The following is a 19,944-nucleotide window of genomic DNA, read 5'->3' as shown; positions in this document are numbered from 1 at the left end:
AAATATAAGTAATTTCGGCGGTAAAACTCTTAATTAGAAGTGAAAACCGAAGCTTGCAGTTAATGCAAAACTCCTTGAGTCAGGAATTTCAAAATAATTCCCTCTGAAATGGGCATCTATACGAAGTACTTTAAAGATATTGCCGACTCCCAGACTGTATTCCCAGTACGGGTCTTTATCGGGTGCCCGGAGTTCCAGCCCTGAAGCATCCACATTCCTGCTGCCTTCAGAAAGATCTCCCCACACTCCCCGTATCCCTACCAGTTCCCGTAGGTTCAACTCCCTTAATAAAGGAATCCTGGCAAACAGCCTCCCGTTAAAATTATGCTCGAAATGCCCTGAAACGTAAGAATCTGTGACAAACTCGTAGTAATTAAGCACAGGAAAACTGTTGTACATCGCAAAATAAGTCTGGTTTCCGGGAATCACACTTAAAAGCGCCAGGGGCACGTCCCCAAAGGTCTTTCCGGTTTCAAGACTGAGGTTAGCCCTTCCAAAACCGCCGATCTGGAATGGCTGATCATAGAAAAACTGGAGTTTCTTATAATCAAAATCACTTCCGAAAACATTCTTTACCCCAACCCCATAGTTCAGAAAGAAGCTCGGAAACTCCCCCTCGTTAATAATATTCTGTTCCACCCCATAGCCAACAGCCTCCCGCCCGGGAGTGTAAATAAGCATCGTGGAGACTTCGGTCTGGTCGATCTCTGGATTGGTCCTATAACTCCCGTCACTTGTATAGTAATCCAGTTTAAAGTCTGGGGAAGCAGGTTTAATATTCCTGTAGGAACCGGAAAGTCTAATCCTGAAGTTTTTTAAAGGTTCCATCTCGAGGGCAAAGACCGAAAGATTGATGCTGCTTAACTTATCATTATCACCAACGCTAATAACAGAAGAAGAAGCAAGGCTACGCCCCAGGATATCGGTAGTATTGGTCAAACTCGCGCCAAGCTGCTCCACGTCCCGCCGGTTTCCGGCAGAAACAATCAGCCTTGATCTTTTATCCAACAGCCATTTACCCGCAATTCCGTATTTGAATTTTTCATCTTTAAACCCATAGGCACCGTAACCTTCAATCCGCCAGGGATCGTTCTGGCCAAAATAAGTGCGACCTCCTGCCCTTAGCCTCAGGCCTTCCACATCATTATATCCAACCAGAGAATATACAGGGCCAAAATCCCAGCCGTTAAATTCCACATAACCAGACTGAAAGATAGTTGCAATATCATACACCCGCTGAAATGATTTCACCTTGGTAAGTGAATCCAGCATTTCATAAATACCCTCCTCCTGTTTTGCCAGTTTTTCCAGGCGGTTATTTTCCCAAAACTCATCGCTACGGGTATAGACCTGAGGTCTGGCTTCATAGACCTGTTTCTCGTAAAATTCTTTCTTTCTGGGATTATTGAACTGGTAGTCTTCATAAATCAGAGTACGCCTTGCATACATTCCCTTTGAAGACTCCTTTTTATTAAGACCGAAATCGGCAACAAAATGATCTCTTTTTATCAGAAATACCGAATCATTCAGGGTTTCGAATTCCTGCTCGATATATACCTGTTTCACCCAGTTGATATTCGCCTTAGCCGAAGTTTCCAGGTTGATCTTCTTAATGGCCCAGGTAGTATCGTTCACCCAAAAATCCCCTTTAAAAGTAAGCTCATTCTTACGCCGCGGATAATAAATGATATTATAACACCATTTATCACCAATATACGCACTGTCGTTCAGGATATAATTGTAATTATCGACTCCAGTCGTGGAAAGCGGACTTACAAAACTCTTGTCATAGAATTTCAGGTAATTGTCATAGACATTATACTCATCATAAAGATCCTTCACATAAGCGATAAGTTTCTGGTTCTCACTGAACCCGGAATTCTTATTCCCCAGAAGCTCTTCCCGTTCCTTATTAAGCTTATTGTCCCCATACACCTTGGTAACCGATTCGTTAATAAAGACCGGCAGATAGGTTTTCCCGGAATACTGATTGGTATCGGTATAATCAAAAATGAATTCCATTCCCTTGAAAATGGGGTTTTTGATCACAGAACTGTCTATACTGTTGAGGTCGAACTCCAGTTTTTCATATTCCCGGTATTCATATTGCTTAAAAGCCCTTACCCCGTTTGTGCGTTTATTTTCCCAGATCTTCTTCAAAATAGCGAGGGCCGGGTTATCTTTTTTTGAGGTTTTACCGCGAAAGATCTTTACCTCGTCCAATTCTGAAGTTTCCTCCTGAATCTCGATCTCGAGATCGAGATTAACCGAAGACTCTAAAGGATAATTAAGGGTTTTATAGCCTATAAAGGAGACCTTCAGGGTATCATAATCCTCATCTGTCTGAAGGTAGAATTTCCCGCTTTCGTCGGTCGTGGTACCTTTGGTGGAGTTCTTAAAAATCACATTCACAAAAGGCAGCACCTCCCCCGCCTGGTCTTTGACCACACCACCTGCTTTGGTCTGCGCCAAAACATTAGTCCAGGAGACCAGCAAAACAAGGAAAAGGATCTTCTTCATAATAAGGCATAAAAAAAGGCTGTTTCAAAAGTAACATCGCCATTTTTAAGCAGGCGAAAATTAAACTTTTGAAACCAGCCTTTTAATAAGGTATCGTTAAAGTTTTAAATATACATAACCTGTTTCACTGCCTTGATCACATCCTCGCTATTAGGCAACCATTCTTTTAAAAGAACAGGTGAATAAGGAGTAGGCGTATCGGCCGTGTTGATCTTCACTATAGGAGCATCAAGGTAATCGAAGGCCTTGGATTGCACCTGGTAAGTGATCTCTGTGGAAACGTTTCCAAATGGCCAGGCTTCCTCAAGGATCACCAATCTGTTTGTTTTCTTTACAGATTCGATAATAGCATCGTGGTCCATAGGACGAACAGTTCTAAGGTCGATGATCTCACAAGAGATATCATCTTTCTCCAATTCTTCAGCAGCTTTGTAAGCCTCTTTGATTATCTTTCCGAATGATACAATTGTAACATCGGTTCCTTCACGCTTAATATCGGCTTTTCCTATCTCGATAGTATATTCATCTTCAGGCACTTCTCCTTTATCTCCGTACATCTGCTCACTCTCCATAAAGATCACGGGGTCGTCATCACGAATGGCCGATTTAAGAAGGCCTTTTGCATCATAAGGATTTGAAGGAACAATTACCTTTAATCCCGGAGTATTCGCATACCAGCTCTCAAAAGCCTGGGAGTGGGTAGCACCCAACTGACCCGCAGAAGCGGTAGGCCCGCGAAAAACGATAGGAATATTAAACTGCCCGCCACTCATCTGGCGCATCTTGGCAGCATTATTAATGATCTGGTCAATTCCCACCAGGGAGAAGTTAAAGGTCATAAATTCAACAATAGGACGGTTGCCATTCATAGCACTACCTACTCCAATCCCGGCAAAACCAAGCTCCGAAATCGGGGTATCTATCACACGCTCGGGACCAAATTCATCCAACATCCCCTTAGATGCTTTGTAAGCACCATTATATTCCGCTACTTCCTCACCCATCAGGTAAATGGACTCGTCTTTTCGCATCTCTTCGCTCATCGCTTGCTGAATGGCTTCCCTAAATTGAATTGTCTTCATTATAGTGTTTGATATTTATTCTAATTCTTGAAAGAACAAAAATAGTAATTCAGTAATGTTTATACCACAATTCAGGTACAAAAATTTACCCGACAAACAGACCCGATCGCAGTAAAAATTAAAACGCGAGAAAATCTACAGCAAAAAAGGGCTTCAGTTTTATTAAAATTAATAAAAACACGCTTTTTTTAAGATATCTTTAATTTAATAAAAACAAAAAGCTTGAAATTTATTATGCACGCATAGCATTTTTTGATTAAAATTATGTAACTTCGTAAACGAAAACGATATAATTAAAAACATTCTTCATATGAAAATATTAGTGTGTATTAGCCACGTACCTGATACAACCTCAAAAATCAATTTTACCGATGGTGATACCAAGTTCGATACGAACGGGGTTCAGTTTGTGATCAACCCTAACGATGAGTTTGGTCTTACCCGGGCAATGTGGTTCAAGGAAAAGCAGGGAGCAAGTGTAGATGTGGTAAATGTTGGAGGAGCCGATACCGAACCTACCCTTAGAAAAGCGCTTGCCATTGGTGCCGATTCTGCAATTAGAGTGAACACTCCTGCAACCGACGGATTCCAGGTAGCTAAAGAACTAGCAAAAGTAGCCAAAGACGGGGAATATGACCTAATTATCGCCGGAAGGGAATCCATAGACTACAACGGAGGAATGGTACCGGGAATGCTTGCCGCTTTACTGGATGCTAACTTCATAAACAACTGCATCAGCCTTGAAATTGATGGAGACAAAGCCAAGGCTATTCGTGAGATTGACGGAGGTAAAGAAACCCTTACTGCCAGCCTTCCTTTGGTGATCGGAGGTCAGAAAGGACTTGTAGAAGAGAGCGATCTTAAGATCCCTAATATGCGCGGAATTATGCAGGCAAGAAAGAAGCCGCTTAATGTAGTGGAGCCTGCCGGAGCCGAAGCGCAAACCGAAGCAGCCCATTTCGAGAAACCTGCGCCTAAAGGTGACGTAAAACTGGTAGACCCTGAAAACCTTGACGAATTAATAGATCTGCTTCACAACGAGGCTAAAGCGATCTAAGCGATCTTTTTCAGAGACCGGTTTAAAAGAAATAAGAATATAAGGGCGCTAAGCCCGCAAAAAATATAGAAAACATATGTCAGTTTTAGTATATACCGAAACAGAAGAAGGAAAATTCAAGAAAGCTTCCTTTGAGGCCGCTTCTTATGCAAAAGAAGTTGCCGGAATGTTACAAACCTCAGTAACCGCAATAAGTTTTAATGCTGAAGACACTTCCGAATTAGGAAAATACGGAGTGGATAAGGTATTGAACGTAAGCAACGATAAATTAAAGAATTTTAATGCCGAAGCTTATGCAGACGCGATAAGCCAGGCTGCAGAAAAAGAAGGAACCAAGGTGGTTATAGTTAGCCAGAGCGCAAACGCCAAATACCTTGCTCCTCTATTATCTGTACACCTTAATGCCGGCTATGCTTCGAACGTAGTGGCATTACCGGAAAGCACCGATCCATTTACAGTTAAAAGAACGGCTTTCACTAACAAGGCATTCAACTTTACCACCTTAAAGACCGATGTGAAGATCGTTGGTCTTTCCAAGAATGCTTTTGGAGTTAAGGAAAACAGCGGAGATGCTACGGCTGAGGACTTCTCTCCTAATCTTGCAGAAGGTGATTTCTCTGTAAACGTGGAATCTGTAGATAAAGCAAAAGACAAGGTTACCATTGCCGATGCCGAGATCGTGGTATCCGGAGGTCGTGGTCTTAAAGGACCTGAGAACTGGGGAATGATCGAGGAAATGGCCGATATCCTTGGTGCTGCCACCGCTTGTTCCAAGCCGGTGAGCGATATGGGATGGAGACCGCACAGCGAGCACGTTGGGCAAACAGGGAAGCCTGTTGCCTCTAACCTGTACATTGCTGTAGGTATTTCAGGAGCCATCCAGCACCTTGCAGGGATCAACGCTGCCAAGACTAAAGTGGTGATCAACAACGATCCGGAAGCGCCATTTTTCAAGGCTGCAGACTACGGTGTTGTTGGTGATGCCTTCGAGATCGTTCCAAAGCTGAACGAAAAATTGAAGGAATTTAAAGCAAAAAACGCATAATTTTCATAACTTGCACCCCTTAAAAGGGCTGTCTAAATCTGGTGAAAATGTCCTTATTTAGACAGCCTTTTTTAATTTTTACTGCTATATGAGTTTAGTGCGCCTTAACATTAAAGGAATCTCTTACAGTCAAACCCAAAACGGTGCTTACGCATTAATTTTAAGCGAGGTAGACGGGGAAAGGAAACTCCCTATCGTAATCGGAGCTTTTGAAGCACAGTCTATCGCCATAGCCCTGGAAAAGGAGATAAAACCTCCAAGACCCTTAACCCACGACCTTTTCAAGAATTTCGCCGATCGCTTTGACATCGTTGTCAAGCAGGTAATCATTCATAAACTCGTGGACGGAGTTTTCTATTCCAGCCTTATTTGCGAACGAGATAAGATCGAAGAGATCATCGATGCCAGAACAAGTGATGCCATTGCATTGGCATTAAGGTTTGATGCGCCTATTTTCACCTATAAAAACATCCTTGATAAAGCCGGTATTTACCTTAAAGGTGAGGAACCACGCAAAAAGGAACAGGAAGAAAATGAAGAAGAAATAATCTCAGACGAATTACTTCCGGACGATATTAATATCAAATCTGACGATACAGATTATAAAAAATTATCTTTGGACGAACTTAAAAGCCTTCTTTCACAAGCCGTTAATAATGAAGATTATGAAAAGGCTGCCCGTATAAGGGATGAGATCTCCAAACGAAAATAATCCTCTATGAACAGAACCTGGTGCTGCCTGCTATTAGTTCTTTTTGGCATTTCAACTACGTTTTCACAAAGCATCTCCAAGAACTGGCGATTTGAAAACTCCAACGACACAACTCAAACCTCTCAACCTGCCTTTTCAGCAGACCAAAGCCTGGAGCTCTCCGACGGACGTTTCAGTATAACTCCTGAAGGTGCAAAGGAAGCTTCAGCTTCCGGAGACTATCTTTACCAAAACAATTTGCTGGTGTTTTTTTACCAAACACCAAAGGACACCATTAGAAATTACAGGATCGCTGAACTGACCGATTCTTCGATGGTGGTTTCTGAAGGAGAGACCAAATACAGTTTCGTACAGGCAGATCAAAAAGTAACCGAAGCAGTGCCCGCCCCGGTGGCTAAAGAAATGATCCCAAACCAGGGAATTTCCACAAGCAGTGTCTTGCGCGGTGCCCTTGGAATGCTTGCTCTTTTATTTATAGGCTTTTTATTTAGCAGTAACCGTAGGGGAATAAACTGGAAAACAGTGGGTATTGGTCTTGCCGCCCAATTGCTTCTGGCAGTGGGAGTACTAAAGATCACAATTGTTCAGAAAATCTTTGAATTTGTAGGAAACATATTTGTCCGAATTCTGGACTTTACCGCGGCAGGAAGTGAATTTCTGCTGGGAGGAATGATGAATGTCGACACTTTTGGCTTCATATTTTTATTCCAGGTGCTTCCTACCATCATATTCTTTTCCGCCTTAACCTCGGTACTTTTCTATCTAGGGGTGATCCAGATCATCGTAAAAGGAATGGCCTGGATCCTCACAAAACTCTTAAAAATATCAGGAGCCGAGAGTCTGAGTGTTGCAGGAAATATTTTCCTTGGACAGACAGAAGCCCCCCTAATGATAAAAGCTTACCTGGAGCGAATGACCCGCTCTGAAATACTCCTGGTAATGATTGGCGGGATGGCCACCGTTGCCGGCGGAGTTCTTGCGGCCTACATAGGCTTCCTTGGAGGTGATGATCCTGCGATGAGGCTTCAGTTCGCAAAACACCTTCTGGCAGCATCGGTAATGGCTGCTCCTGGAGCCATTGTGATCTCCAAGATCCTCTACCCTCAAACCGAAAAGATTAACACCAATCTGGAGGTTTCTTCAGAAAAAATAGGTTCAAATATTCTTGACGCCATTGCTAATGGTACTACCGAAGGCCTGAAACTGGCTGCCAATGTTGCGGCAATGTTATTGGTATTTATCGCCTTTATCGCAATGATCAATTTTATCCTGGGTAAAATTGGAGGCTTCACCCATCTTAATATGCTAATGGCGGAATACACGCCTTACTCTAAGTTCTCCCTGGAATCTATTCTTGGTTTGATCTTCGCGCCTCTTATGTGGCTTATTGGTGTTGCCAAAGAAGATATGATGTTAATGGGACAACTCTTGGGTATTAAGCTTGCAGCGAGTGAATTTGTCGGGTATGTACAACTTGCCGACCTTAAGAATCCTGCAAACCCGTTAAGTCTTACCTATCAGAAATCGGTGATTATGGCAACTTATATGCTGTGCGGATTTGCCAATTTCGCTTCTATCGGGATCCAGATTGGAGGAATAGGCTCTCTTGCTCCCGGCCAGCGAAAAACCCTGTCAGAATTCGGGATGAAAGCCCTGATCGGGGGAACACTTGCTTCCCTGCTTTCGGCTACCATTGCCGGAATGATCATTGGCTAGGCGTTCCATAACCAGGCTTAAGACACCGCGTTAATAACTAATTGATAACTCCGGGGAACTTCCGGTTTTATTCTATGCTTCATTTCCATATTTTAGCTTCAGTTTCACTATTTTACAGAGTTAAAAGCAGAAGAGATTATGAAGCAATATCACGATTTACTTAAACACGTGCTGGAGCACGGAGCAGAAAAAGGAGACCGCACTGGCACCGGAACAAAGAGTGTTTTCGGGTACCAGATGCGCTTTGATCTTAGCGAGGGCTTCCCTATGGTCACCACGAAAAAACTTCACCTGAAATCGATCATCCACGAACTGCTTTGGTTCCTGAAAGGAGATACCAACATTAAATACCTAAAGGAGAACGGGGTTCGAATCTGGAACGAGTGGGCCGATGAAAACGGAGACTTAGGTCCTGTTTACGGGCACCAGTGGCGTAACTGGAATAGTGAAGATATAGACCAGATCGCAGAGATCGTGGAGACCTTAAAAAAGAACCCGAACAGCCGAAGAATGCTGGTTTCAGCCTGGAACCCTTCGGTGTTACCCGATACCTCAAAATCTTTTTCAGAAAATGTGACTAACGGAAAAGCTGCCCTCCCGCCCTGCCACGCCTTCTTCCAGTTTTACGTGGCCAATGGCAGGCTTTCCTGCCAGCTATACCAGCGCAGTGCCGATATCTTTTTAGGTGTCCCCTTCAATATCGCTTCCTATGCCCTGCTTACGATGATGATGGCCCAGGTTTGCGGTTATGAAGCCGGAGATTTCATACATACTTTTGGAGACGCCCATATTTACAGCAACCATATGGAACAGGTAGAACTTCAGCTTTCAAGAGAGCCAAGGAATCTGCCTACTATGAAGCTAAACCCTGAAGTAAAAGATATTTTTGGATTTACGTTTGAAGATTTTAAATTAGAGAATTATAACCCGCATCCGGGCATAAAAGCTCCGGTTGCCGTTTAGTATTTATTAATTTAAAATTTCAAAGAATTATGAAAAAGTTAGTAGTTATTGCATGTATGTTAGTAGGAGGTCTTGGCGTAGCCCAGGCACAGCAAACCTCACCGGTTTGGCCGGGTTGTGAAGGCAGTGATGATGTGAAGGCATGTTTTAACCAAAAACTTTCACAACACGTGAGAGCCAATTACGAATACCCAAAGAATGATAAGGGAGAGTATGTTCGCGGAAAAGTGACCATTACTTTCGAGATCGATGAAAATGGAGAAGTTGCCGTAAAATCTGTTGAAGGATCTGAACCTGCAGTAAATGAAGCAGCCAAAGCAATGATCCTTGAAATCCCAAAAATGAAGCCGGGAACTCTAAACGGTGAAGTTGACGCGAGGGAATTTACCGTACCTTTCAACTTCTAGAATAGTATAAAAAAAACACCTATGAAAAATTTATTAATTATTGCCTGCCTGCTGGTTACAAGTCTGGGTTTTGCCCAGGACGATGTTGATGTAAAAGGCAACACAGTAACTGTTAGGGAAAAAGCACCGGTATGGCCGGGCTGCGAAGCGCAGGACGACAAAAAAGCCTGTTTCAACAAACAGCTTATGAAACACGTTCGGGAGCATTATAAATATCCCAGAAATGAAGCAGGGGAATTAGTACGCGGAAAATCGACGATTTCCCTTCAGGTAAATGAAAAGGGAAATGTAGAGATCCTTTCCATAAAAGGCGATAAAGAGATGGTAAATGAAGCTGCGCGAAGAATGATAGACGCCATCCCGCAAATGACGCCGGGAACCCGGGGCGGAAAAGCCACCGTTATTAAATACACCATCCCGCTCACCCTCTAGACCAGGCATTTTATACTTTAACTTCGCCTTAACTCCTTTGAAGAAGGAGCATTGACAAAAAATCGTAAATTTGAGAGATACCCTAAAAAGTATCTCTCTTTTTTATGATGTCACAACAGGAACTATTAGAGTTTTTTAATGAAACCCGGGCAAAATCGGAAAGAATTTGCTCCTTTCTGGAAACCGAAGACTATGTGGTACAACCCATAGTAGATATTTCTCCTCCTAAATGGCATCTTGGTCATACCACCTGGTTCTTTGAGGAGTTCGTACTTAAGGATCACCAGGAAAATTACCGGCTTTTCGATAAAAATTCAGCTTATGTCTTCAATAGCTATTATGAGAGCGTAGGCGATAAAGTTGTACGTACCAACAGGGGTAACCTCTCCCGCCCAACCGTGGCCTGGGTCTATGATTACCGCACCTATGTTACCAAAGCGATGGATAAGGTGCTGAAGGAAGAGGAACTTTCAGAAAAGCTTCTGGGCATCATAGAAATTGGCTGCCATCACGAAAAACAGCACCAGGAGCTCCTGCTCACAGACATCAAGTATATCCTCGGAAATAATCCGCTCTTTCCAGAATATAATGACCAGTTCAGAGAAAACCCTATCCAGGACTTCAAAAGAGAATGGATAAATATCGCAGAAGGAGTTTATGAATTCGGTCATAAATCTGATGATTTCTGTTATGACAACGAGCTGGGCAAACATAAAAGATACCTTAACGAATACCAGATCTCGAACAAACTGGTTACCAATCGTGAATATATAGAGTTTATGGAAGCCGGCGGGTATGAAGATGTTCTGCTCTGGCACGCCGAAGGCTGGGATTGGATAAATGAGAATAAAATTAAATCTCCATCCTACTGGCATAATATAAACGGAAGCTGGAATCAATACACCCTGAACGGACTCGAAGAGCTCGTGCCCGATGCGCCTTTAAGTCATATTTCTTACTATGAAGCTTTTGCCTACGCCCAATGGAAAGGGATGCGCCTTCCTACCGAATTTGAATGGGAAGCGGCGCAAAATTATTTTAAATGGGGTTCCCGATGGGAATGGACCGAAAGCGCTTACTCCCCCTACCCAGGGTTTAAAACCGCTGAAGGTGCCCTTGGTGAATACAACGGAAAGTTTATGGTTAACCAGAAAGTGCTGCGAGGCGGTTCGGTAGCCACTTCCAGGAATCATACACGTCCTACTTACAGGAATTTTTTCCATCCGAACCTGCGATGGCAATTTACAGGTCTCCGACTTGCAAAATAATCAACAGATTACATGAAAAAAACACCGAATTTACATTTTGATTCTCCTTTTAAGGAGGATGTTTATAAAGGGCTAAGCGCTTTTCCGAAGTACCTGCTTTCAAAATATATCTACGACGAAAAAGGAGACAAACTGTTCCAGCAAATAATGGAGATGCCGGAATATTACCTTACAAATTGCGAATTAGGCATCTTACAGACACATACCGCCGCGATTTCAGACTCCTTTAATGCCGAAGCAGGTTTTGACCTAATTGAGCTTGGCGCCGGGGACGGAAAAAAGACCAAGATCATTCTTAAATACCTTTCTGATAAGAATTACGATTTTAATTACCTGCCTGTAGACATCAGCCAGAGCGTGCTGGTAGAACTGGAGGCTTCGTTAAAGAAGGAACTCCCAAAGGTGAAGGTTCAGCCACAACAGGGCACCTATTTCAAGACGCTTGAAAAACTTTCGGATTATAACCGCCGGAAAAAGGTAATTCTTTTTCTGGGCTCCAATATCGGAAACCTGCTTCACGAAAAAGCAATAGACTTCCTTAGGAATATAAGAGAGGCGATGAACCCTGAAGATATGCTGTTTATGGGTTTCGACCAGAAAAAACATCCGCAAAAGATCCTTGATGCCTATAATGACCCTGCGGGGATCACCGAAGCCTTTAACAAAAACCTGCTGGTAAGGATCAACCGGGAACTAGATGCCGATTTTGATCCCGACCAGTTCCTGCACTGGGAAACTTACGATCCCGAATCGGGAACGGCCAAGAGTTTCCTGGTAAGCAAAAAACCACAAAAAGTATTCATTAAAGGCCTTGATCTGAAAGTTAGTTTTAAGGCCTGGGAAAGTATCCATACCGAGATCTCCCAGAAATATGATGACAGCGTAGTGAAATGGCTTGCGGATGAAGCCGGACTGGAAGTAGAGACCAGCTTTAAAGATAATGAGAACTGTTACAAGAATTATATTTTCAGAAAGATCATAAATTAAAAACTCAACTTATGAAAAAGCTACTTATTGTAATGCTTCTGCTTTTTTTGAGCAGTACCGTTATTTACTCGCAGAAATCAGAAGGGAGCATTAAAAATTTTTTAAACGAGGAAAGCATCAGCTTAAAGGATATAGTGCTTAATCCCCAAAACAAGGAAGCCGAATACCTGAGCTCAGAAGAACAGGCCAACTTTCAATATCTAAGCATCCGGGAACAGATAAAACTTCAGGAAGCTTTTAATAAGGAAGAGAAGCCCGAAACATTAAAAAAAGAAGGAGAGATCTCTTACGAAATCGATAAAACCGACAAAGCGATCATTTTGAGCCCGGATGCAGATGATCTTCCTGAGATCCTTATATACTTTAAAAAGGATAAAATGAAACTAGGGGAACACAGCCTTCAATTTGACAAGGAACTCGAGGCCACAGATTCCGATAATATTTTCAACAGTCCCTGGAAAGGTTACAGGTGGAAAAAAGGGCATTCGAAGGTGGTTATAGGAAAACTCGAAAAAGACGGCAGGTACTTTATACACTTGAACAACCTGACAACCGGCAACAAGAGAGACAGAATACTTGTGGAATAACTTAAGACCTGAATTTCTTAAGCTCTTTTATCAATATCCCGAGTTCTTCCTCGGTATTGAAGTAATGGAAACTCACCCTTATTCCATTTCCCCGTTGCGAAGTAATAATACCTCTGCTTCGCAAGTGCCTGTATAATTTGTCATCACCTTTAATATTGAAAATTGAAGAATGCTCCTTTCTTGCGGCAACGGCATCTTCCAGCAGCTCCAGTTCCATAAATTGCTCTTTTGCCCTGGCTTTTAAACTGTTGATCTGCGTTTCGACCTTTTCAAGGCCTGTAGAGCTAATAAGGTCCAGTGCAGTTTTCAGGCTTCCATAATTCAAGGTGTCCTGGTGACCAGGCTCGAACTTCCCTATAAAATTCCCTTCCTGGGCCTTATATTTCCCCTGCAACGAATTAAAGCCTATGGCTTTCGTCAGGATCTTAGGCTGTACGTTTTTGTTAAAAAGAATAAACCCGTTCCCATAGCCGGCATTCAACCATTTATAGGTGCTGCTTATCAAAACATCTATCCCGCTATGGTCAAAATCGAAAACTTCTGTTCCGCAGTATTGGGTCCCATCAGCTACAAATACCACTTCCGGAAATTCTTCTTTCAGATTTTTCAGAAAATTGATATTGAGTTTTATGCCGTTTATATACTGTACGATACTAAAGGCAAAGAAATCAGGTTCCTCCTTTCTAAGAGCTTCAGCGATATTTTCCTCCAGATGCTCATCAATTTCGGCATAAGAAACATCATAATTCCGAGATTCTACAGCCCAGTTGATGGAAGGATAATCATTTTTTAAAAGCAGGGCTTTCTTAGGTTTTTCGAGCCCTTCAAGCAGGGTATTAAACCCATAACTGAAATTAGGCACAAGAGCCACCCTGTTTGGAGCACAGCCAAAAAAGCTCCCGACAGTTTCCCGGACCCCCGTAAGAATCTCTCCCTGCCTTTCCTTAAGAAGGCTGGCCTGTAACAGGAAATCAAGATCGTGATCCTGCCTGAATTCCCATACTTTTTCAGGGAGCAAGCCTGAAGTTGCAGTATTCAAATAGGTATATTGTTCCAACACCGGAAAGCCTTTTCTTAAATTATCCATATACAGGCAAGGATTCTTTTTGTAAATAATGTAAATTTGATAAGACACTAAATTACTTCTAATTATGTTTTCTAAAAAGAAAAACACCTCGAAACTGGACACAGAGCAGCGTGAGCTATATGAGAATGCACGCCGAAGAACCCTCCAGAAAAGAAGGCTTTTCCAGCACTTTGTAGTCTTCTTGATTGGCGCAGTTTTTTTAATTGTCCTCAATGTGGTTATAGGCTATAAAAGCGATTTTCGTCCGCTGGGTTATGACTGGTTTGTTTGGGCGGTGTTACTGTGGGCTTTTATCCTGCTGGTACATTTCTTCAACGTTTTTGTTGTGGACAGCTTTATGGGCAAGGAATGGGAAGCCCGTCAAATGGAAAGGCTTGTTAGAAAACAAAAAGAGAAGATCGCAGAGCTGGAACAAAATGTAAAAAGAGATTTCCCACTGCCTCCGAAAAAAGAAAAAGAACCTAAAAAAATAGATCCGGAGAAACCGGACCAACCAATTAATAGTTAGTATGATCACAATGATTGCCGCGGCAGCGGAAAATAATGCCCTCGGAAAAGACAATGACCTGGTATGGCACCTGCCGGACGATTTTAAGCGATTTAAAAAACTTACTACCGGTCATCATATCATAATGGGCCGGAAAACCTTTGAGTCTTTTCCGAAGCTCCTGCCTAACCGAACTCACGTGGTGATAACCCGAAAAAAGGACTATCGCCCTGAAGGCACCATAGTTGTAAATTCTTTGGAGGATGCATTAGAAATTTCAAAGAATGACGACCAGCCTTTTATTATAGGCGGAGGTGAGATCTACAAAATGGGGATGGAAAGATCTGATAAAATTGAACTCACCCGCGTACACGGAACTTTTGACGCCGACACCTATTTCCCGGAAATAGACACAAATAAATGGAAGGTGACAGCCGAAGAACATCACAAAAAAGACGAAAATCACGATTATGCATTTACCTATTTAACCTATGAACGTAAATAAGCATTTTACGAAACTCATAAGTGAGATTGGAGAAGAAAACAATTTAAAGATCACCGAGATCTCCAGCCTATCGGGGGGAGATATCAACAACGTCTTTCTTGTCGATACCGAAGCTTCCGGAAAGAGAGTGATCAAAATCAACCTGGCAGAAAAATACCCGGGGATGTTCGAGGCCGAAAAGGAAGGGCTTCAGGCTTTGGCTGCCCCAAAAGTAATTGACGTTCCCGAAGCTATTGCCACAGGACAGGTGGACGAAGAATCCTACCTGCTCCTGGAATATAAAGCCCCGGGGCGGGAGACCCAGGATTTTTGGGAAAAGTTCGGGGCCCAAATGGCCGCTCTGCATAAAAACACTTCTGATACCTTTGGCTTCGGAATAGACAATTATATAGGAAGTCTCCCGCAGTATAATACCAAATGCAGTTCGGCTTCAGAATTCTATATCACCCAGCGCCTGGAACCACAGTTTAAAATGGCCAGAGACAGCAAGTATGAGCTTGGCAACATCCGGGCCTTTTTAAATAAGGTCCCTAAGCTTATTCCGGAAGAACCACCCGCACTCATTCACGGTGATCTGTGGAATGGCAACTACCTTGTGAATATAGACGGGCTTCCCTGCCTTATTGACCCCGCAACCGCATACGCCCCAAGGGAAATGGACCTGGCAATGATGAAACTCTTTGGCGGTTTTAATGACAGGCTTTTCAATATTTACAATGAAAAATTTCCTTTGGAAGAAGGCTTTGAAGACAGAATTAAACTGTGGCAGCTTTATTATCTTCTTGTACATCTTAATTTATTCGGCAGCGGCTACCTGAACTCTGTAACGGGTATCATTAAACGATACCTTTAATTTTACACTTCTTAACAGAGCGAACATATCTTTTAGGAGTTTATTAGCGCAAATCACATAAGCAGCTTATTATCTTCATTTTATAAATCAAAAAAATCAGAGATAATGAGCACTGAAAACCTTAGCAGCAGTGAAGCCAGGAAGAAACTAGCCGATTTGGCGCAGGATATAGGAGTCGCGATGATGGTCACCAATATTGGGCATAAACCGCTTAGTGCCATCCCAATGTCTACAAAAAAAGTAGATGAAAATGGGAATATCTGGTTTTTAAGCAGGCTTGACAGCGAACATAACAACCATATAGTTAAAGATAATGATGTACATCTGTTATACAGTAAACCTTCCGGTATGGAATTTTTAAGCGTATACGGAAAGGCCTCTGTAAGTACGGATAAAAAAATACTGGAAGAACTTTATAGCAAAATAGATGATGCCTGGTTTGATGGTATAGACGACCCCAATCTTACCGCATTAGTGGTAAGCCCTAAAAGCGCCTACTATTGGGACACTAAACAAAATAAATACATAAGCCTTTTAAAGATAGGAATGTCGGCCCTAAACGGGAACCAAAAAGACATTGGTGAAAAAGGAAAATTGAATCTGTAAAGGCTGTATTTGTCGAAAGACCTTATAACTCTTAGTGGTTATGAGGTCTTTTTTATTTAGTTTCTTATTTTAGCCGAACCAAAATGAAAACACTATGAACGCATATATATTTCCGGGTCAGGGCGCACAGTATCAAGGGATGGGCAAAGACCTTTACGAAAAATCTGAAAAAGCCCAGGAACTTTTCAAAAAGGCTAACGATATCTTAGGCTATTCCATAACTGATATCATGTTCGAGGGTTCTGCCGAAGACCTTAAGCAAACCAAGGTTACCCAGCCTGCAGTATTCCTTCATTCTGTAATTCTGAGCAAAGTACTGGGAGACAGCTTTAAACCCGATATGGTTGCCGGCCACTCTCTTGGAGAATTTTCTGCACTTGTAGCCAACGGGGTGCTGAGTTTTGAGGACGGACTGAAACTGGTTTATAAACGGGCTATGGCTATGCAGCACGCCTGTGAACTGGAGCCTTCAACTATGGCCGCGGTCCTGGGGCTGGAAGATGAAATGGTGGAAGCTGTTTGTGCTGAAGTTGATGGCACCGTAGTCGCGGCAAACTATAATTGTCCCGGACAGCTGGTCATTTCCGGAGAAGTAAAGGCTGTTGAAGAAGCCTGTGAAAAACTAAAGGAAAAAGGAGCCCGAAGAGCTATGCTGCTTCCAGTAGGCGGAGCATTTCACTCTCCTTTAATGGAGCCGGCAAGGAAAGAACTCGCAGAGGCTATTGAAAATGCGACCTTTAATAAACCGATTTGCCCGGTATACCAGAACGTAAGCACATTTGCAGTGACAGACCCCGAAGAGATCAAGAAAAACCTTGTATTCCAGCTTACGGCACCGGTTAAATGGACACAATCCGTTCAGAATATGATCAAGGACGGAGCGACCCACTTCACTGAAGTAGGCCCCGGAAAGGTCTTACAAGGGCTGGTTAAGAAAATTGACAGAAGCGCAGAAACCGCATCTGCTACTATTTAAAAGATATAAGACCAACAATAAAAAAAAGCCCTGAATCACTTCAGGGCTTTTTTATTTTTTATGTGGGAAATTACATTTTATAGATCTTCCCTTCCTTCATCACAAACTTAACCTTTTTCAGGGTTTCGATATTTTTGGTCGGGTCTTCATCTACCGCAATAATATCGGCATAGAAACCAGGCGCGATCTGTCCTGTCCTCTCTTCAAGTTTAAGGATTCGCGCAGGAATAATGGTTGCACTTTGGATAGCTTCCATTGCCGGCATCCCGGCTTCAGTCATATAAACGAATTCACGGGCATTTTCTCCGTGCTTAAAAACGCCTGCATCTGTCCCGAATGCAATACCCACTCCCCTTTTATAAGCTTCAGCAAAAGTATTCTGGATCTTAGGTCCTATCTCTTTAGCTTTAGGCACAACCAGTTCGGGATAATAGCCTTCAATTTCAGCCTTTTCTGTCACTTCTTTTCCGGCTGTAATAGTAGGAACAAGATAAGCATCATATTCTTTCATAATATCCATCGTTTCCTTACTCATAAGCGTTCCGTGCTCAATGGTCTTCACCCCGCCTCTTACGGCCCTCTGCATTCCTTCATCTCCGTGGGCGTGGGCGGCGACGTGAAATCCGTAATCTTTGGCAGTTTCGGTAATACCCTGGATTTCTTCCAGGGTAAACTGCGGATTGGAACTGCTCTTGGCCACACTTAGCACCCCTCCGGTAGCGGTGATCTTTATCATATCGGCTCCGTTCTTATAGCGTTGTCTAACCGCTTTCCTGGCATCGGCCACCCCGTTCACCACACCTTCCTTTGGCCCGGGATCCCCAACAAGCTTTTTATTCATCCCGTTAGTAGGGTCGGCGTGTCCCCCCGTGGTTGCAAGCGATTTTCCCGAAGTAAAGATTCGAGGCCCCATCACTTCACCCTTATTGATGGCATCGCGAAGAGAGATATTTACTCCCGTGCCACCAACATCACGAACCGTAGTGAAGCCCGCAAGTAATGTCTTTTCAGCAAAACCTATAGATTTAAACGCAAGATCGGCTTCATTATCGGTATAGCGCTGAAGGTAGGCTTTTGGATTCGACTCACTTTCCAGGTGTACGTGCATATCGGTAAGCCCCGGTAATAAGGTCTTATCCCTTAATTGAATAAGGCTGTCCTCTTCTTTTTCTGGAGACACATAACCGTCTTCCACACTTTTAATCCTGTTCCCGGAAACTATGATGGTCTTTTCATTCAGTACTTTTCCGTTCTTAGTATCTACTAATTTTCCCGCCTGGATGTAAATATCCTGAGCCTGGACTCCGGTTGAAAGGGCCATCCCAAAGAACAGCATTAAAAGTTTTTTCATATATAAGGATTTAGTTATTCACAAATTCTATCACCGCTTTGGTAATATGATCTATCTGGTCATCTTCCAATTCGGTATGCATAGGCAATGAGACCACCTCTTTCACCAAACGGTTGGTTACCTCAAAATCTGCCTCATTATACCTTTCATCGGCATAAGCCTTTTGCTTGTGCAACGGGATTGGATAATACACCCCGCAAGGGATATCATTCGCCTGCAGGTGTTTCACAAGGGCATCACGCTTTCCGTTAGTGATCTGTAAGGTATATTGGTGATAAACGTGGGTATCTGGCGCTCCTTTCAGAAAGGGAGTCACTATATGCTCCTGACCTTTAAAAGCCTGGTCATATTTATTTGCTGCCTGGCGTCTGGCCTCGTTATACTTGTCAAGCCTTGGAAGTTTAGCTCTCAACACCGCAGCCTGCATGCTGTCCAGCCTTGAGTTTACCCCTACGACATCGTGATGGTAACGCTCGTACATTCCGTGGTTTACTACGCCCTTAATGGTATGCGCAAGTTCATCATTATTGGTAAAGATGGCTCCGCCGTCCCCATAGCACCCAAGATTTTTGGAAGGGAAGAAAGACGTAGCACCTATATCTCCAATAGCCCCGGTCTTATAGGTCTTGTTTTCTTTTGAATGAAAATTACCGCCTATGGCCTGGGCATTATCTTCAATCACATACAGGTTATGCTCCCTGGCAATTTCCATAATCGCATCCATATCGGCAGTCTGCCCGAAAAGATGCACAGGAACAATAGCCTTGGTTTTCGGCGTAATTGCCTTGCGTATGGCTTCGGGATCTATATTAAACGTATCAGGTTCTACATCTACCAACACCGGGGTAAGTTGCAAAAGAGCAATCACTTCCACCGTGGCTGCAAAAGTAAAATCTGCCGTAATCACCTCATCTCCGGGCTTAAGGCCCAGTCCCATCATAGCTATTTGCAGGGCATCGGTTCCATTGGCACAGGGAATCACATGCTTCACCCCAAGGTAATCTTCAAGTTCTTTCTGGAAATTATGAACCTGAGGCCCGTTTATAAAGGCAGTAGACTCCAAAACCTCCTGCAGGGACTCGTTCACTTCATCTTTAATCGTGGCAAATTGACCTTTAAGGTCAACCATTTGTATCTTCTTCATGTATTTTTTATTGTAGTGTGACGAAAATACGAAATATCACCCCTATCGCCAATCCAATTTTAAGGAAAGGCCTATTTTAGCAATCAGAAAATAAAAGCATTGCATTCAGTTTATAATTTCATAGTCAGAACTTCGGAAGTCCTACTTCCCATAGCAGGT

The 19,944-nt window shown here is 42.9% G+C and carries 20 protein-coding genes; 15 read left to right on the top strand and 5 right to left on the bottom strand.

Annotation, left to right across the window (positions count from 1 at the left end):
* Positions 1-33 precede the first annotated feature (33 nt).
* Entirely contained in the window at positions 34-2,520 is a 2,487-nt protein-coding gene (locus ACFQ3Q_RS04665) for a DUF5686 and carboxypeptidase-like regulatory domain-containing protein (protein WP_380743417.1), read from the bottom strand.
* A 104-nt stretch (positions 2,521-2,624) separates the two neighbouring features.
* A complete protein-coding gene (locus ACFQ3Q_RS04660) occupies positions 2,625-3,602 on the bottom strand; it encodes a pyruvate dehydrogenase complex E1 component subunit beta (protein ID WP_380743415.1) in 978 nt (325 codons plus the stop codon).
* A 310-nt stretch (positions 3,603-3,912) separates the two neighbouring features.
* Here ACFQ3Q_RS04660 and ACFQ3Q_RS04655 point away from each other — a divergent pair, with 310 nt between their 5' ends.
* The 10 genes from ACFQ3Q_RS04655 (at position 3,913) to ACFQ3Q_RS04610 (ending at position 12,776) form a co-directional block, all read left to right on the top strand.
* Positions 3,913-4,659 carry an electron transfer flavoprotein subunit beta/FixA family protein gene (locus ACFQ3Q_RS04655; protein ID WP_380743413.1) on the top strand — a complete coding sequence of 249 codons (747 nt, stop codon included), beginning with the start codon at positions 3,913-3,915 and terminating at the stop codon, positions 4,657-4,659.
* A gap of 76 nt (positions 4,660-4,735) precedes the next feature.
* Positions 4,736-5,704: an electron transfer flavoprotein subunit alpha/FixB family protein gene (locus ACFQ3Q_RS04650; protein ID WP_380743412.1), complete on the top strand. Its 969-nt coding sequence runs from the start codon at positions 4,736-4,738 to the stop codon at positions 5,702-5,704.
* An 88-nt stretch (positions 5,705-5,792) separates the two neighbouring features.
* Positions 5,793-6,416, top strand: coding sequence for a bifunctional nuclease family protein (locus ACFQ3Q_RS04645; protein ID WP_380743411.1), 624 nt, complete (start codon positions 5,793-5,795; stop codon positions 6,414-6,416).
* Positions 6,417-6,422: 6 nt separating this feature from the next.
* On the top strand, positions 6,423-8,132 hold the full coding sequence (locus ACFQ3Q_RS04640; RefSeq protein ID WP_380743409.1) for a NupC/NupG family nucleoside CNT transporter: 1,710 nt from the start codon (positions 6,423-6,425) through the stop codon (positions 8,130-8,132).
* Positions 8,133-8,270: 138 nt separating this feature from the next.
* On the top strand, positions 8,271-9,095 hold the full coding sequence (locus ACFQ3Q_RS04635; protein WP_380743407.1) for a thymidylate synthase: 825 nt from the start codon (positions 8,271-8,273) through the stop codon (positions 9,093-9,095).
* Positions 9,096-9,124: 29 nt separating this feature from the next.
* A complete protein-coding gene (locus tag ACFQ3Q_RS04630; protein ID WP_380743405.1) occupies positions 9,125-9,502 on the top strand; it encodes a TonB family protein in 378 nt (125 codons plus the stop codon).
* A gap of 21 nt (positions 9,503-9,523) precedes the next feature.
* Positions 9,524-9,934 (top strand): energy transducer TonB, encoded by a 411-nt coding sequence (locus ACFQ3Q_RS04625; RefSeq protein WP_380743403.1) that lies wholly within the window; start codon positions 9,524-9,526, stop codon positions 9,932-9,934.
* 104 nt (positions 9,935-10,038) lie between these two features.
* Positions 10,039-11,202 carry an ergothioneine biosynthesis protein EgtB gene (gene egtB / locus ACFQ3Q_RS04620; RefSeq protein ID WP_380743401.1) on the top strand — a complete coding sequence of 388 codons (1,164 nt, stop codon included), beginning with the start codon at positions 10,039-10,041 and terminating at the stop codon, positions 11,200-11,202.
* Positions 11,203-11,214: 12 nt separating this feature from the next.
* Positions 11,215-12,189: an L-histidine N(alpha)-methyltransferase gene (gene egtD / locus ACFQ3Q_RS04615; RefSeq protein WP_380743399.1), complete on the top strand. Its 975-nt coding sequence runs from the start codon at positions 11,215-11,217 to the stop codon at positions 12,187-12,189.
* Between the two features lie 11 nt (positions 12,190-12,200).
* Entirely contained in the window at positions 12,201-12,776 is a 576-nt protein-coding gene (locus ACFQ3Q_RS04610) for a hypothetical protein (protein WP_380743397.1), read from the top strand.
* A 1-nt stretch (position 12,777) separates the two neighbouring features.
* Here ACFQ3Q_RS04610 and ACFQ3Q_RS04605 read toward each other — a convergent pair whose 3' ends face one another.
* Entirely contained in the window at positions 12,778-13,863 is a 1,086-nt protein-coding gene (locus tag ACFQ3Q_RS04605) for an aminotransferase class V-fold PLP-dependent enzyme (RefSeq protein WP_380743395.1), read from the bottom strand.
* Between the two features lie 64 nt (positions 13,864-13,927).
* Between ACFQ3Q_RS04605 and ACFQ3Q_RS04600 the strand changes: the two genes are divergently transcribed.
* The 5 genes from ACFQ3Q_RS04600 to fabD all read left to right on the top strand — a co-directional run bounded on the left by ACFQ3Q_RS04600 (position 13,928) and on the right by fabD (position 17,290).
* Positions 13,928-14,371 (top strand): 2TM domain-containing protein, encoded by a 444-nt coding sequence (locus ACFQ3Q_RS04600; protein ID WP_380743392.1) that lies wholly within the window; start codon positions 13,928-13,930, stop codon positions 14,369-14,371.
* Position 14,372: 1 nt separating this feature from the next.
* Complete coding sequence (locus ACFQ3Q_RS04595; RefSeq protein ID WP_380743390.1) at positions 14,373-14,855, top strand: dihydrofolate reductase; 483 nt, start codon at positions 14,373-14,375, stop codon at positions 14,853-14,855.
* Positions 14,842-15,708: a fructosamine kinase family protein gene (locus ACFQ3Q_RS04590; RefSeq protein ID WP_380743388.1), complete on the top strand. Its 867-nt coding sequence runs from the start codon at positions 14,842-14,844 to the stop codon at positions 15,706-15,708. The genes ACFQ3Q_RS04595 and ACFQ3Q_RS04590 overlap by 14 nt, the downstream gene beginning before the upstream one ends.
* A gap of 105 nt (positions 15,709-15,813) precedes the next feature.
* Complete coding sequence (locus tag ACFQ3Q_RS04585) at positions 15,814-16,314, top strand: pyridoxamine 5'-phosphate oxidase family protein (RefSeq protein WP_380743386.1); 501 nt, start codon at positions 15,814-15,816, stop codon at positions 16,312-16,314.
* Positions 16,315-16,408: 94 nt separating this feature from the next.
* Positions 16,409-17,290 (top strand): ACP S-malonyltransferase, encoded by an 882-nt coding sequence (gene fabD / locus ACFQ3Q_RS04580; protein WP_380743384.1) that lies wholly within the window; start codon positions 16,409-16,411, stop codon positions 17,288-17,290.
* A 70-nt stretch (positions 17,291-17,360) separates the two neighbouring features.
* Here the strand turns inward: fabD and ACFQ3Q_RS04575 are convergent, their stop codons facing one another.
* Both ACFQ3Q_RS04575 and ACFQ3Q_RS04570 read right to left on the bottom strand, forming a co-directional pair.
* Positions 17,361-18,641: a metal-dependent hydrolase family protein gene (locus ACFQ3Q_RS04575; protein ID WP_380743381.1), complete on the bottom strand. Its 1,281-nt coding sequence runs from the start codon at positions 18,639-18,641 to the stop codon at positions 17,361-17,363.
* A gap of 10 nt (positions 18,642-18,651) precedes the next feature.
* The gene (locus tag ACFQ3Q_RS04570; protein ID WP_380743379.1) at positions 18,652-19,785 is read right to left on the bottom strand and encodes a DegT/DnrJ/EryC1/StrS family aminotransferase; all 1,134 of its coding nucleotides are present in this window, start codon (positions 19,783-19,785) and stop codon (positions 18,652-18,654) included.
* Positions 19,786-19,944 lie beyond the last annotated feature (159 nt).

The sequence above is a fragment of the Salegentibacter chungangensis genome (genome assembly GCF_042678405.1).
Classification (GTDB): domain Bacteria; phylum Bacteroidota; class Bacteroidia; order Flavobacteriales; family Flavobacteriaceae; genus Salegentibacter_A; species Salegentibacter_A chungangensis.
Note: the sequence above shows the minus strand (reverse complement) of the source record. Positions and strands in the feature narration are given on the sequence as shown.

Coding starts and splice junctions, on each gene's coding strand:
- ACFQ3Q_RS04665 (WP_380743417.1), bottom strand. CDS start 2,520: ATGAAGAAGATCCTTTTCCTTGTTTTGCTGGTCTCCTGGACTAATGTT.
- ACFQ3Q_RS04660 (WP_380743415.1), bottom strand. CDS start 3,602: ATGAAGACAATTCAATTTAGGGAAGCCATTCAGCAAGCGATGAGCGAA.
- ACFQ3Q_RS04655 (WP_380743413.1), top strand. CDS start 3,913: ATGAAAATATTAGTGTGTATTAGCCACGTACCTGATACAACCTCAAAA.
- ACFQ3Q_RS04650 (WP_380743412.1), top strand. CDS start 4,736: ATGTCAGTTTTAGTATATACCGAAACAGAAGAAGGAAAATTCAAGAAA.
- ACFQ3Q_RS04645 (WP_380743411.1), top strand. CDS start 5,793: ATGAGTTTAGTGCGCCTTAACATTAAAGGAATCTCTTACAGTCAAACC.
- ACFQ3Q_RS04640 (WP_380743409.1), top strand. CDS start 6,423: ATGAACAGAACCTGGTGCTGCCTGCTATTAGTTCTTTTTGGCATTTCA.
- ACFQ3Q_RS04635 (WP_380743407.1), top strand. CDS start 8,271: ATGAAGCAATATCACGATTTACTTAAACACGTGCTGGAGCACGGAGCA.
- ACFQ3Q_RS04630 (WP_380743405.1), top strand. CDS start 9,125: ATGAAAAAGTTAGTAGTTATTGCATGTATGTTAGTAGGAGGTCTTGGC.
- ACFQ3Q_RS04625 (WP_380743403.1), top strand. CDS start 9,524: ATGAAAAATTTATTAATTATTGCCTGCCTGCTGGTTACAAGTCTGGGT.
- egtB (WP_380743401.1), top strand. CDS start 10,039: ATGATGTCACAACAGGAACTATTAGAGTTTTTTAATGAAACCCGGGCA.
- egtD (WP_380743399.1), top strand. CDS start 11,215: ATGAAAAAAACACCGAATTTACATTTTGATTCTCCTTTTAAGGAGGAT.
- ACFQ3Q_RS04610 (WP_380743397.1), top strand. CDS start 12,201: ATGAAAAAGCTACTTATTGTAATGCTTCTGCTTTTTTTGAGCAGTACC.
- ACFQ3Q_RS04605 (WP_380743395.1), bottom strand. CDS start 13,863: ATGGATAATTTAAGAAAAGGCTTTCCGGTGTTGGAACAATATACCTAT.
- ACFQ3Q_RS04600 (WP_380743392.1), top strand. CDS start 13,928: ATGTTTTCTAAAAAGAAAAACACCTCGAAACTGGACACAGAGCAGCGT.
- ACFQ3Q_RS04595 (WP_380743390.1), top strand. CDS start 14,373: ATGATCACAATGATTGCCGCGGCAGCGGAAAATAATGCCCTCGGAAAA.
- ACFQ3Q_RS04590 (WP_380743388.1), top strand. CDS start 14,842: ATGAACGTAAATAAGCATTTTACGAAACTCATAAGTGAGATTGGAGAA.
- ACFQ3Q_RS04585 (WP_380743386.1), top strand. CDS start 15,814: ATGAGCACTGAAAACCTTAGCAGCAGTGAAGCCAGGAAGAAACTAGCC.
- fabD (WP_380743384.1), top strand. CDS start 16,409: ATGAACGCATATATATTTCCGGGTCAGGGCGCACAGTATCAAGGGATG.
- ACFQ3Q_RS04575 (WP_380743381.1), bottom strand. CDS start 18,641: ATGAAAAAACTTTTAATGCTGTTCTTTGGGATGGCCCTTTCAACCGGA.
- ACFQ3Q_RS04570 (WP_380743379.1), bottom strand. CDS start 19,785: ATGAAGAAGATACAAATGGTTGACCTTAAAGGTCAATTTGCCACGATT.